The 11,892-nt window shown below is 70.8% G+C and carries 13 protein-coding genes; 8 read left to right on the top strand and 5 right to left on the bottom strand.

Annotation, left to right across the window (positions count from 1 at the left end):
* Positions 1 to 18 precede the first annotated feature (18 nt).
* From ACFFGH_RS11435 to ACFFGH_RS11425, 3 genes are all read left to right on the top strand, one after another.
* A complete protein-coding gene (locus ACFFGH_RS11435) occupies positions 19 to 876 on the top strand; it encodes a DUF3097 family protein (RefSeq protein WP_386668317.1) in 858 nt (285 codons plus the stop codon).
* Between the two features lie 91 nt (positions 877 to 967).
* Positions 968 to 2,035 (top strand): VIT1/CCC1 transporter family protein, encoded by a 1,068-nt coding sequence (locus ACFFGH_RS11430; RefSeq protein ID WP_386668315.1) that lies wholly within the window; start codon positions 968 to 970, stop codon positions 2,033 to 2,035.
* A 269-nt stretch (positions 2,036 to 2,304) separates the two neighbouring features.
* Positions 2,305 to 2,958 (top strand): M23 family metallopeptidase, encoded by a 654-nt coding sequence (locus tag ACFFGH_RS11425; RefSeq protein WP_386668313.1) that lies wholly within the window; start codon positions 2,305 to 2,307, stop codon positions 2,956 to 2,958.
* A gap of 36 nt (positions 2,959 to 2,994) precedes the next feature.
* On the opposite strand, the gene ACFFGH_RS11420 is transcribed toward ACFFGH_RS11425, so the two are convergent.
* Positions 2,995 to 3,366, bottom strand: a complete 372-nt coding sequence (locus ACFFGH_RS11420; protein WP_386668311.1) for a hypothetical protein — start codon at positions 3,364 to 3,366, stop codon at positions 2,995 to 2,997.
* A 73-nt stretch (positions 3,367 to 3,439) separates the two neighbouring features.
* Positions 3,440 to 3,757 (bottom strand): DUF7882 family protein, encoded by a 318-nt coding sequence (locus ACFFGH_RS11415; RefSeq protein ID WP_386668309.1) that lies wholly within the window; start codon positions 3,755 to 3,757, stop codon positions 3,440 to 3,442.
* Positions 3,758 to 3,848: 91 nt separating this feature from the next.
* Between ACFFGH_RS11415 and ACFFGH_RS11410 the strand changes: the two genes are divergently transcribed.
* Positions 3,849 to 4,337: a GNAT family N-acetyltransferase gene (locus ACFFGH_RS11410; protein ID WP_386668307.1), complete on the top strand. Its 489-nt coding sequence runs from the start codon at positions 3,849 to 3,851 to the stop codon at positions 4,335 to 4,337.
* 14 nt (positions 4,338 to 4,351) lie between these two features.
* Here ACFFGH_RS11410 and ACFFGH_RS11405 read toward each other — a convergent pair whose 3' ends face one another.
* A complete protein-coding gene (locus tag ACFFGH_RS11405; RefSeq protein ID WP_386668305.1) occupies positions 4,352 to 5,995 on the bottom strand; it encodes a glutamate--tRNA ligase in 1,644 nt (547 codons plus the stop codon).
* A 66-nt stretch (positions 5,996 to 6,061) separates the two neighbouring features.
* Entirely contained in the window at positions 6,062 to 6,997 is a 936-nt protein-coding gene (locus ACFFGH_RS11400; protein ID WP_386668303.1) for an LLM class F420-dependent oxidoreductase, read from the bottom strand.
* A 201-nt stretch (positions 6,998 to 7,198) separates the two neighbouring features.
* Here ACFFGH_RS11400 and ACFFGH_RS11395 point away from each other — a divergent pair, with 201 nt between their 5' ends.
* From ACFFGH_RS11395 to ACFFGH_RS11380, 4 genes are read left to right on the top strand one after another with little or no spacing between them, the layout of a single operon-like run.
* Positions 7,199 to 7,822: an ECF transporter S component gene (locus tag ACFFGH_RS11395; protein WP_386668301.1), complete on the top strand. Its 624-nt coding sequence runs from the start codon at positions 7,199 to 7,201 to the stop codon at positions 7,820 to 7,822.
* Positions 7,819 to 9,285 carry an ABC transporter ATP-binding protein gene (locus ACFFGH_RS11390; protein ID WP_386668300.1) on the top strand — a complete coding sequence of 489 codons (1,467 nt, stop codon included), beginning with the start codon at positions 7,819 to 7,821 and terminating at the stop codon, positions 9,283 to 9,285. Before ACFFGH_RS11395 ends, ACFFGH_RS11390 begins: the two co-directional genes overlap by 4 nt.
* The gene (locus ACFFGH_RS11385) at positions 9,282 to 10,034 is read left to right on the top strand and encodes an energy-coupling factor transporter transmembrane component T family protein (RefSeq protein WP_386668298.1); all 753 of its coding nucleotides are present in this window, start codon (positions 9,282 to 9,284) and stop codon (positions 10,032 to 10,034) included. Before ACFFGH_RS11390 ends, ACFFGH_RS11385 begins: the two co-directional genes overlap by 4 nt.
* A complete protein-coding gene (locus tag ACFFGH_RS11380) occupies positions 10,027 to 10,560 on the top strand; it encodes a nucleoside/nucleotide kinase family protein (RefSeq protein ID WP_386668296.1) in 534 nt (177 codons plus the stop codon). The genes ACFFGH_RS11385 and ACFFGH_RS11380 overlap by 8 nt, the downstream gene beginning before the upstream one ends.
* 32 nt (positions 10,561 to 10,592) lie before the next feature.
* Here ACFFGH_RS11380 and ACFFGH_RS11375 read toward each other — a convergent pair whose 3' ends face one another.
* Positions 10,593 to 11,846, bottom strand: coding sequence for a D-alanyl-D-alanine carboxypeptidase family protein (locus ACFFGH_RS11375; protein WP_386668295.1), 1,254 nt, complete (start codon positions 11,844 to 11,846; stop codon positions 10,593 to 10,595).
* Between the last annotated feature and the right edge of the window lie 46 nt (positions 11,847 to 11,892).

Below are 11,892 nucleotides of genomic sequence, written 5' to 3'. Positions count from 1 at the left end.
GCGGGTTAGCGTCGAGCGGTGACTCGCGACTTCTCCGGCTACGACCGCTACGGCTCCGACGTGCTCGCGACAGGTCGCCGGGACGCCCGTCCCGCTCGCCCGAAACCGCGTGAGGTTCGGGTGGAGAAGGGCCTTGTGCTCGAGGAGGAGTACAGCGGCTTCGTCGGTGCCGTGGTCAGAGTCGGCTCCGGTCAAGTTGAGCTCGAGGACCGCCGCGGCAAGGTCCGGGTCTTCCCGCTCGATTCGCCGTTCCTGGTCGACGGGCAGTCCGTGCTCCTGAAGGTCGCTCCGGCGGCGCCCGCCGGACGAGCCCGGACCGCGAGCGGCTCCTTCACCGCGCCCGAGGCGCGGGCCCGCGTCGCGCGGGCCAGCCGCATCCTGGTCGAGGGCCGGCACGACGCCGAGCTGGTGGAGAAGGTGTGGGGCGCGGACCTCCGGGTCGAGGGTGTCGTCGTGGAGTACCTCTCGGGCCTCGACAACCTCGAAGCGGTGCTGGCCGAGGTGAAGCCGACGGCGGAACGACGGCTCGGTGTGCTGGCGGACCACCTGGTGCGCGGGTCGAAGGAGTCGCGGATCGCCGAGGCGGTCGCGCGTGGGCCGTACGGGAAGCACGTGCTGGTGGTCGGGCATCCGTATGTGGACGTCTGGCAGTCGGTGAAGCCGTCTCGGCTGGGGCTGAAGGCGTGGCCCGTCATTCCGCGGTCGGTGGAGTGGAAGGTCGGCATCTGCGAGGCCCTCGGCTGGCCGCACGCCGACAAGGCCGACATCGGCATGGCGTGGCAGCGGATCCTCGGAACGGTCCGGACGTTCGCGGACCTGGAGCCGGAGCTGCTCGGTCGCGTGGAGGAGCTCATCGACTTCGTCACCGCCGATTAGTCCGCCTCTCTGGCGGCACACGCCGACGAGCCCGCGATCTCGGGCGGCGAACCGGCTGACGCCTCGTCGAGGGCGATGGAAGAATCCTCTGGTGACGAACTCGAAGCCGGAGCCCACGCCGCGTGACATCCGACGCTGGCGGCGGTATCTCGCCGCCGAGCGGGCAGAGGCGGCGGTGTACCGGGACCTCGCAGCGAAACGCAGCGGCGAGGAGCGGGAGATTCTGCTCGCGCTCGCGGATGCGGAGGGGCGTCACGAGGAGCATTGGCTGGCGCTGCTCGGCGACCGCGCCCCCGCTTCGCTGAAGGGCGACGTCCGCACACGGGCGCTGGGCTTCCTCGCCCGCCGCTTCGGCGGGGTGTTCGTCCTGGCGCTCGCCCAACGGGCGGAGTCCCGCTCGCCGTACGAGGGTGACAACGACGCCACGGCCCGGATGGCCGCAGACGAGCGGATCCACGAGGAGGTCATCCGCGGGCTCGCCGGGCGGGGACGCCTCCGGCTCTCCGGATCGTTCCGGGCCGCGGTGTTCGGCGCGAACGACGGCTTGGTCAGCAACCTCGCGCTGATCCTCGGTGTCAGCGGCGCAGGTGTCGGCGGCCCGACGATTCTGCTCACCGGCGTCGCCGGCCTGCTGGCCGGCGCCCTGTCCATGGCGGCGGGGGAGTACGTGTCGGTCCGGTCGCAGCGCGAGCTGCTGGCGGCATCGATCCCCAACCCGGAGGCGGCCGCGGCGGTCCCGGCGCTCGACGTGGACGTCAACGAGCTCGCGCTCGTCTACCGGGCTCGCGGGGAGTCGGAGGCGGCGGCGAGGGCGCACGCGGACCGCATCCTCCGTGGCGGCCAGACGGTCACCGCCAGCGTGCCCGCCCAGCACGAGGCCGTGGGCAGTGCGACGAGTGCCGCGATCTCGAGCTTCCTGTTCTTCGCGTCGGGGGCGTTGCTCCCAGTGATCCCGTATCTCTTCGGCATGGACGGTGTCGCTGCGGTGGCGCTGGCCGCGGCGCTCGTCGGCGTGGCACTGCTGCTCACCGGAGCGACCGTGGGTGTCTTGTCCGGTGCATCCCCGTTGAGGCGCGCGCTGCGCCAGCTGGCGATCGGGTACGGCGCGGCGGCCGTGACCTACCTGATCGGTGCGCTGTTCGGAGCGACGGTACTCTGAATGCTGTTTCTGCCGATCTGGACGGCGGCTCCATGCAGCCTGAAGTCTGCTCCGTGGTCTTGGAGCGTTGCCTCCGCGTCGCCTTAGCGCAATCAGAGTTGCGGCTATGAACCGACGCGCCGCCCATCAGGATCTTCACAGGTTGGATCGTTCACACTGGTGAACCGGTCTGCCCGCAGCGTGAACCCGAAGCGTCCACATCCACGGCGCTCGCGCGATAACCCCGGAAGTTCCCCCGCTTGCTATTCCCTCCCTTCTCCTCTGCCCGTGTGCCTGCGCACAACCGCCCGGCACTCGGCTTCCTCACGATCCGCCGACGCTCTCTCGCGCTCGCCTCGCTCGCCGTGAGCACGAGCCTGCTGTACCTCGGCGCACTCCCTGCGACCGCCACCACCATCGAGGTGGAGCGGTTCGAACAGCAGTCACAGGACTTCGAGGTGACCGCCGACGTCGAGGAGGCGCCCGCAGAGCGCGACGACTTCAGCGTGGTCGAATTCACGCCGGTCCAGTGGCCGGTGGACCGAGACGAGAAGGTCAGCAGTCACTTCGGCTATCGCGCCGCGCCGTGTGGCGCCTGCTCGAGTGACCACCAGGGGGTCGACTGGACCCCGGGCGACGGAACGGCCATCCCCGCGATCGCGCCAGGCACCGTCGTCGAGGTCGGCAATCCCTCGGGCGCCCTCGGCGTGTACGCGATCGTGGAGCACGTCGTCGACGGCGACCGGTATCGCAGCGTCTACGGTCACATGCAGCACGGTTCGCTGACGGTCGCCGTCGGCGACACGGTGGAGCTCGGCGATCAGCTCGGACGAGTCGGCAACACCGGCACCAGCACGGGCGTGCACCTGCACTTCGGCATCCTGGGTGCCGACAACAGGCCGGTCGATCCGATCACCTGGCTCGAGAAGCACGCCACCGAGTGACGTCGGCTGAGCCGTGCGGGCTCTGGCACCTGGGGTTCAGCTGCTGACGGAGTCAGCTAGGGGCGCGTCCTTGCCATCGACCGCGGAGGCGTCCTCGAACTCGTCGTCATCCGCGGCGTCCGGGTCCACCTCGGGCAGCGACTTCGGCATCTCCTCGATGAAGGTGTGCGGCCGCAGGAACTGCTGCGCGGCTTCCTCGAGGGTGGAGCAGTAGTGCCGGATGAACGGCTGGCCCATTCGGACGACCTCGAAGAGCTCACCGGACCGCTGGACGAAGCCGAGCAGCCCGCGCAGGTCGTTGCCTGGGATCCGCCCGTCGGCCACCCGCCATTCGGTGCTGGACAGCGGGTGGAACACGATGTCGCGCCGAGTGGGGCGACTCCGCTTCGGGGCGATAGGGCCGGACATGGTTCGAGTGTATCGACGCCCTATAGTCGCTGAGGCGTTCTTGCGCCTCGGCGTGTTTCGTGCTAGGCGCCGCCTATTTCGCGGGGGCGGAGGAGCGCGGCTCCTCCATCAGCTGCAGACCGAGCGAGCTGTTCGATGACTGCGTCAGCAGCTCCAGCCACTCGCGGTTGATCTCCGGCATCTTGCCGCCGAAGTACTTGAAGTAGAGGGGGATGCCGGCGTCGAGCCAGATGCTGCTGCGCCCGTCGCCGATGCTCGGGTCGTCCTTCCAGCTGAGGAAGAAGCTCTCATGGCGTCGCAGCTTCGCACCGATGACGATCTGCAGGTGCGCCAGGGACCGGTCGTCGAACTGGATCTCGACTTGGGAGTCTCCGTAGAGCAGCTTTCCCAATTCCGCTCCCTTCATTCTCGCCGGCCGTTGCCCGTGTTGTCTGAAACATACCGGGTTTGCGGGGGTCGTGGGGCCTGCGATACTTCCTACCGTGCTGCTCCGACCCGCCCGTCGTGCCGACCTGCCCCGCATCGTGGAACTGAACGATGCAGCGTCGCCCGCGGTGCCCGTGACCGCTCCATCCGACATGGAGGCGCTGCTCGAGCTGTCGTCGCTGGCGCTCGTGGTCGTCGGTCCGGACGACGTGGTGCACGGATTCGTCGTGGCGGTCGATCCCGGCTCGGACTATGCAAGTGAGAACTACCGCTTCTTCGAGGACCGCGGGACGCCGCACGTCTACGTGGATCGCATCGTGGTGGACGGGGCCGCCCGGGGGAGCGGGGTCGGGCGGCGGCTCTACGACGCCGTGTTCGATCGCGCGCGGAGCACCGGAAGGGACGAGGTCACCTGTGAGGTGAACCTCGAGCCGCCGAACCCCGACTCGCTCGCCTTCCACGAGCGTCTCGGCTTCGCCAGGGTGGCGGAGCAGTCGACGAAGGGCGGCAGCGTCCGGGTGGCGCTCCTCGCGGCCCGCGTCTGAGCGTCCGAGGCGGCTCAGCCGGCGAGGGCGGCAAGACGCCGGCGGACCTCGTCGGCGCCGAGCACCAGGGCGACCTCCCACAGGTCCGGGCTCTTCGATGACCCGGTTAGCGCCACCCGCACGACGTTCGCGACGACCCGCAGCGGGCCGCGGTACCTCTCCGGCTCCGCCTTCAGCTCCGCGGGGCCGGGGGCGTAGCCGTGCCGCACGGCGAGCTCCCGGATCTGCGCGAACCAGGCGTCGCGATCCCGGTCCTCCCGATACTGCTCCACAAGGTCGGCGGCGATCAGCCGGACGAGCTCGGGCTGGATCTTGCCGAGCCGTTCGTCGGCGAGGTCCGTGACCAGCTCGAACAGCTGCGGGAACAGGAAGCCGTACGCGTCGCGGGCGTCGGCCCACTTCGCCAGGTCCTTCCGCACGTTCTCGCTGCCGCTGCGCTCCACGTCGAAGACGCGCTCCGCGTACTCCGGATCCGCCTGGAGCACACCGGCGAACTCGGCGTCGTGCTCCTTCGCCCAGGCCAGCACGGACTCCCGGACCTCCCGGGCGCTCAGACCGCCGATGACGTCTTTCGCGATGTGCTCGAGCTTCGGGGTGTCGACGAGCGCACCGGCGAGGTTCATGTCCTCGAGCCTCAGCTCGGCATCGAGCGCCTCGGCGATCGGCAGCTCGGCGAGCCGCCCGTTTGCGAGTCCGCGGAGGTAGTACAGGACGGCGTCGCGGGGGTAGCCGGCCTCGAGATAGAAGTCGACCGACGCTTCCGGGTCCTTTCGCTTGGAGAGCTTGCGCTTCGACTTGCCCTCCTGCTTCAGCAGCGGTGCCACGTGTGCGTAGTCGATGCGGTCGAACCCGAGGGCGTCGAACAGCTGGTGGTGCACCGGCACGGACGACATCCACTCCTCGCCGCGGATCACCGGGTTCACCCGCATCAGGTGATCGTCGACCACGTGCGCCAGGTGGTAGGTCGGCAGCCACGGGTCACGGTCGGAGCTCTTCAGCAGCACGAAGTTGTTGCGGTTGTCGTCCTGCTCGATGCGGCCGCGGATGAGGTCGGTGAACACCGACCGCGCGCCGGTGAAGTCGGGAGCGCGGAACCGCACGACGAACGGGACGTTCGCCTCGAGCTTCGCCTGCACGTCGTCGGCGCCCGCGTTCCGCCACGGCGCCCACCGCCCGTAGTAGCCGGGCTGCGCCTTCGCCGCCCGCTGGCTCTCGGTGAGGGCCGTCAGCTCCTCGACGGTGTCGAAGGCGAGGAACGCCTTGTCGTTCCGCAGCAGCTCGCGCACATAGGTGTGGTAGATCCGCTCCCGGTCGGACTGCAGGTACGGCCCGTACGGGCCGTCCGGGTCGCCCTCGTCGGGCTCGATGCCGAAGTAGCCGAACGCACGGGCGAACTGCGCGGCGGAGTCCTCGACCTCCCGCGCCTTGTCGGTGTCCTCGACCCGGACGAAGAACGAGCCGCCCGACCGGTGGGCGACGTCCTGCGCGATCATCGCGGTGTAGATGCCGCCGATGTGCACGAACCCCGTCGGACTCGGTGCGAAGCGGGTGACGCGGGCACCGTCCGGCAGCGAACGCTGCGGGTACCGCTCTTCCCAGTGCGCCGGGTCCGGCAGGTCGGCGGGGAACAGGGAGTCGATTACGGCGCGGTCCAACATCGCCTCACATCCTATGCCGCGGCTCCTCCGGGCCCGGCTGTGCCGGACCACACGGCCGGGAGGCGGTCAGGCGAGCTGCGGCAGCACCTCACGCGCGAGCAGGTCGAGGTGATCGAGGTCCGCGACGTCGACGGTCTGCAGATACACCCGGTCCGCGCCGAGCTCGCGGTAGGCGCCCAGCCGGTCCACAACCTCGGACACGGTCCCGGCCAGGGCGCTCTCCCGGAGCTTCGCCGGGTCGGCCCCCACCGCGGCAGCCCGGCGGCGGAACTCCGCCTCGTCCGTCCCGACGACGGCAGGCTGCGCCACCGAGTACCGCAGCGCGTCCCGTCCTCGGCCGTTCGCATCGGCCGCCGCGCGGACGCGCTCGAGTGCCTCCGCGACGACGGGCACCGGCTGGAACCCGATGTTGAACTCGGTCGCGAAGCGGGCGGCGAGCTCCGGCGTGCGCTTGGGCCCGTTGCCGCCGACGATCACGGGCACCGGCGACTGCTCCGGCTTCGGCAGTGCGGGGGACTCCACGAGCCGGTAGTGCTCGCCATCGAAGGAGAAGGTCTCACCCGGCGGCGTGGACCAGAGCCCGGTGATCACCGCGAGCTGCTCTTCCAGCAGGCCGAAGCGCCGCTCCGGGAACGGGATGCCGTACGCCTCGTGCTCTTGCCGGTACCAGCCGGTACCGAGCCCCAGTTCCGCCCGGCCGCCGGACATCGCGTCGACCTGCGCCACCTGGATCGCCAGGATCGCCGGCACCCGGTACGTCACCGAAGAGACGAGCGTGCCGAGGCGGATCCGTGTCGTCTCCCGGGCGAGCCCCGCCAGCGTCGTCCACGCATCCGTCGGCCCGGGCAGCCCATCGAAGTGCGTGCCCATCCGCAGATAGTGGTCGCTCCGGAACCAGCCGGTAAATCCGAGCGCCTCGGTCGCTTGTGCGTGCGCGAGCAGCGCGTCGTAGGTCGCGCCCTGCTGCGGCTCCGTGAACGTGCAGAACTCCATCGTGGTCATCCCGTCAGGCTATTGAAGCCTCGCCGCGCATCCCTGACAGCCCGCTCGGGGCGTAAGATCTGATGCGAACACGGGAGTCCGGTGAGCCGGGCTGAGAGGAAGCTGCTCGAAGCTTCGACCGTCGAACCTGATCTGGATCATGCCAGCGCAGGGAGGCATCTCTTCGAACCCGTGCCGTTTCTTCCTGGAAAGGCACGCATTATGACCAAGACCACCGCACGGTCTCGCACCCCCCACACCACCCGCTCCCGCTGGCGCGTGATCGACATCGTCATCGCCAGTGTGCTCGGCGTTGCAAGCGGCGTGGTCTTCTGGGCCTGGGGGCTGGCCTGGTCGCCGCTCAGCGCCGTCCTCTCGTTCGCGCCGGGGCTCGCCGGGCTGCTCGCAGGCGGGTGGCTGTTCGCGGCGGTGCTCGGCGGGATCGTGATCCGCAAGCCAGGCGCTGCCGTCTTCACGGAGCTCGTCGCCGCGATGGTGTCGGCGCTGCTCGGGACCCAGTGGGGGTTCGAGACGCTGATCTGGGGACTGGTCGAGGGACTCGGAGCGGAGCTCGTCTTCGCGATCTTCCTCTACCGCACCTGGAACCTCGGTGTGGCAGTCCTCGCGGGCATGGGAGCCGGACTCGCCGTGGGACTGCTCGACACGACCTTCACCAGCTACGCGGCCACTGACGCGCTGTTCCGCGGCGTCTACGTGACGAGTGCGGTGGTGTCCGGTGCGGTGCTCGCCGGGGTCCTCAGCTGGTTCGCGATGCGTGGGCTCGCCCGGGCGGGGGCGCTGAATCGCTTCGCGGCCGGGCGCGAGGCGTCCGCCGGCCGGGCGTGATCGGCACCTCGCCCCGGGTCCAGCCAGTCGGCGTCCGCGCCGACGGATGGGGCTGGCGGTACGCCGGCCGACGCGCCCAAGCGGTGCAGAACGTCGACCTGCGGATCGAGCCGGGGGAGAAGGTGCTGCTGCTCGGCCCGTCGGGGTCGGGTAAGTCGACGCTGATGGCCGCGCTCGCCGGAGTGCTCGGCGGGGACGACGAGGGCGAGGCGACTGGGTCGCTGCGGCTCGACGGCCGGTCGCCCGGCGAGATCCGCGGCCGTGCCGGGCTGGTGCTCCAGGACCCGGACTCGCAGGTTGTGCTCGCCCGGGTGGGCGACGACGTCGCGTTCGGCTGCGAGAACCTCGGAGTTCCCCGCGACGAGATCTGGCGGAGAGTGGCGGAGGCGCTCGGCGCAGTGGGATTGCGGCTGCCCCTCGACGCCCCGACCGCCGCACTCAGCGGCGGCCAGAAGCAGCGGCTGGCGCTCGCTGGTGTGCTGGCCATGCGTCCTGGACTCGTGCTGCTCGACGAGCCGACGGCGAACCTCGACCCGGCCGGGGTGCGTGAGGTGCGCGACGCCGTCGAGCATGTGATCCTCGCCACCGGCGCCACGCTCGTGGTGATCGAACACCGGGTGGAGGTGTGGACCGACGTCGTCGACCGCGTGGTGGTGCTCGCTCCCTCGGATGCGGGCGGCGGTGTCCTCGCGGACGGACCGGTCGGCCCCGTTCTGGCCCGGCACGGCGACGCACTGGCGGAACGGGGGGTGTGGGTTCCCGCGCACCGGCCACCGACGCCAGCCCGGTCGGGAGCGACGGCCGCCAGGCCGCTCCTCGCAGCGGAGTCGCTCGCGGTCGGGCGGAACGGCGCGGTCGCCGCCGACGGGATCGATGCGACCGTGTCGGCCGGCCGGCTGCTCGGTGTGAGCGGCCCGAACGGCAGCGGCAAGTCGACCCTCGCGCTCACACTCGCAGGGCTGCTGGCGCCGCTCGGGGGAACGCTGACGAGCACGCAGGCGCTGGCGGCCGGTGCGCGACCGGAACCCATCCGCTGGACATCGGGTCAGCTGCTCAGCCGGATCGGCACCGTCTTCCAGGATCCGGAGCACCAGTTCCTCGCATCCACCGTCCGAGCGGAGCTGGAGATCGGACCGCGCGCCCAGGGGCTCCGCGGTGGGGATCTGGCGCGCCGCGTCGAGCCGCTGCTCGAGCGCCTGCACCTTGCGGGTGTGGCCGCCGCGAATCCGTTCACACTCTCGGGCGGAGAGAAACGCCGGCTGTCGGTGGCGACGGTGCTCGCCGCCGAGCCGCAGGTGCTGGTGCTCGATGAGCCGACGTTCGGCCAGGATGCCCGCACCTGGGCGCAACTTGTCGGTCTGCTCGCGGGTCTGTTGGACCGTGGCCTGGCTGCGGTCGCGGTCAGCCACGATGAGCACTTCCTCGAAGCGCTCGCCGACGAGAGCCTTGTCCTCGGACGATGACGATCACGAGTGTGAACCCGGTCGCCAAGTTCGGTGCGGCGGTAGTGCTCGCGCTGGTGCTCCTGGCGTCGCTCGACCTGGTGACGGCGACGGTGGCGCTCGTCGCGGAGCTGCTGCTGATGCCGCTCCTGGGGCTCGACTGGCGGATGTTCTGGCGTCGCACCGCGGCCATCTGGATCGCTGCGCCGCTGGCGGGCGTCACCACCGTGCTGTACGGGCAGGACTCAGGTCGCGTGCTGCTCGAGGCCTGGTTCATCACCGTCACGGAGGGGTCCGTCGACTTCGGCCTCGTCATCACGGTGCGCGTGCTCGCGGCAGGGCTGCCCGCCGTCGCCCTCTTCGTGACGGTGGATCCGACGGATCTCGCCGACGGTCTGGCGCAGGTGCTGCGGCTGCCGGCCCGCTTCGTGCTCGGAGGCCTCGCAGGACTCCGCCTGGTCGGCCTGTTCCTCGACGACTGGCGTGCGCTGGGGCTGGCCCGGCGTGCACGCGGGGTCGCGGACCGGGGCCGCATCCGCCGCTTCGTGAACCAATCGTTCGCACTGCTCGTGCTCAGCGTCCGCCGGGGGAGCAAGCTTGCGACGGCCATGGAAGCACGCGGTTTCGGTTCCGAGATCGAGCGCACCTGGGCCCGGCCGTCACCCTTCGGCCGCAGGGAGTGGGCCCTCATGGCCGGCGCGGCAGCCGTGGCTGCGCTTGCAGTCGTCGTGTCGGTGTCCGTCGGCAGCTGGCGGAGTGTCCTTGGTTGAGCGTGGGCTCCGGCTGCTGATCGACGGTCGATCAGGTTCCGGGAAAACAGAGCTCGCCGGGCTGCTGGGGGAGCGCTGGCCACAGGCGCAGGTGGTCCATCTCGACGACGTCTACCCCGGGTGGGACGGACTCGATGCCGGCAGCCGGCACGTCCACGAGTGGGTGCTCGGCGAGCGTCCGCGGTGGCGGCGGTGGGACTGGGCGGCGGAGACCACGGCGGAATGGCACATGCTCGACCCCGCGCGCCCGATCCTCGTGGAAGGCTGCGGCGCGCTGAGCCGCGCCAGTCGTGCGCTCGCGGATCTCGGCGTCTGGGTGGAGCTCGACGACGAGCACCGCAAGGTCAGAGCCCTGGCGCGCGACGGGGTGGCCTACGAGCCGCACTGGGATCGATGGGCGGCGCAGGAGGAAGCAATCCTCGCCCGTGAAGATCCGCGGTCGCTCGCCGATGTGATCGTCGACGGCAGCTCCATCCCGGCGCTTGAGGCCGCGGCCGGGACCTTGCTCGCCCGATTCGTCCGATAGGCCCGGTAACCGGGCGCTGCCCGTCCGACGGTTCAGCGGGCGAAGAGGTTCTCGAGCAGCTCGCCAGGGTGGGTAACGCGCCACACGAGGCCGGGATCCCGGATGCTGCCCTCCGTGCGGAGGCCAACCCGCTCCGTCTCGCCGCGGATCTCGAGCAGCAGATTGCCTGCGGGTCGGCCGTCACGGACGGAATTCATCGGGGGCACGTCGAGCTCGCCCGCGGGGAGCTCGCCGGCGAACCCCAGCACCGTGACCGTGCGCGCGGCGACGAGCGACGCACTCTGTCCCCAGGCGGACTCGATGCGGGCCACCTCGTCACCCTCCTCGATGAGCGTCACCGGCACGACCGACGTCGCGGCCTCCGGCACGAAGGCGTCGAGACTGTCGGAGAGGCTCGAGTAGTCCGGCTGCCCGAGGAACGCGGCGAAGACCGCGGGCCCGGCGTCCTCCTCTCCGGCGAGCGGCAGCGCGAAGAGCAGACATACCCCCGCCGCGTCGGTGTACCCGCGGGAGATCGCCGTGACGCCGAGGTCTGTGCGGTAGCTGAGGTTGTCGGTGATGAAGTTCGCGCCGGTCCCGCCTGCCTGTCCGCCTGCGCCAGCGCGGAGGATCGACGGCAGTGCGGCGGATTGACCGGTGAGCCAGGCGAGGCGCGCGAGATCGGCGGCGGTCGCCCTGTTCTCCGCGGGGAGGCCGGTCGCATCGACAACCGTCGTCCCGGACAGGCCGTTGTCTGCGACCCAACCGTTCGCCGCGGCGACGTAATCCTCCTCCGAGCCGAACGCCCACCGGGCGAGTGTGCGGGCATGGTTGTTGCTGCCGCCGACGAGCACCGCACGGAGGAGCTGCCGTTGAGTCCAGGTGCTGCCCGCGGTGACTCTGCTGACCCTGGCGCCGGTTCCGGCCAGCTCCTGGAAGAACCGAACGTCGGCCGAGGTGATCGCGATGAGCTCGCCTTCCTCGCCCTGCTCGAGCGGCCGCTGCTCGAGCGAGGCGAGGACGAGCACCGTCTTCGCTGCCCCGGCCATCGGAGCGGGGTCGGGCGAGCCTGCCGAGGCGAGGAGCGTCCCGTCCGGTCCCACCACAGCCGACGCGCCGCGCTCCGGCAGCGGGATCTGAGGCGACTCGAAGGTCTGCGGTTCCGTGAACCCGGTCTGGACCGTCCGGGTCGCTGGCAGCGGCGAGACCAGGGTGAGCACGCCGTAGAGCACGGGCGCCACGATGAGCACCACCCCGAGCGGAATCACAATCCACCGTGCCCGGCGGCGCTCCCCGTATGCGCTCACGCGCCCAGGCTAGGCCGTATTCGGCCTCGAACGGAGCCCAACCGCA

Source organism: Lysobacter korlensis (assembly GCF_042434515.1).
Note: the sequence above shows the minus strand (reverse complement) of the source record. Positions and strands in the feature narration are given on the sequence as shown.

Coding starts and splice junctions, on each gene's coding strand:
- ACFFGH_RS11420 (WP_386668311.1), bottom strand. CDS start 3,366: ATGTCCGGCCCTATCGCCCCGAAGCGGAGTCGCCCCACTCGGCGCGAC.
- ACFFGH_RS11405 (WP_386668305.1), bottom strand. CDS start 5,995: ATGTTGGACCGCGCCGTAATCGACTCCCTGTTCCCCGCCGACCTGCCG.
- ACFFGH_RS11400 (WP_386668303.1), bottom strand. CDS start 6,997: ATGACCACGATGGAGTTCTGCACGTTCACGGAGCCGCAGCAGGGCGCG.
- ACFFGH_RS11395 (WP_386668301.1), top strand. CDS start 7,199: ATGACCAAGACCACCGCACGGTCTCGCACCCCCCACACCACCCGCTCC.
- ACFFGH_RS11385 (WP_386668298.1), top strand. CDS start 9,282: ATGACGATCACGAGTGTGAACCCGGTCGCCAAGTTCGGTGCGGCGGTA.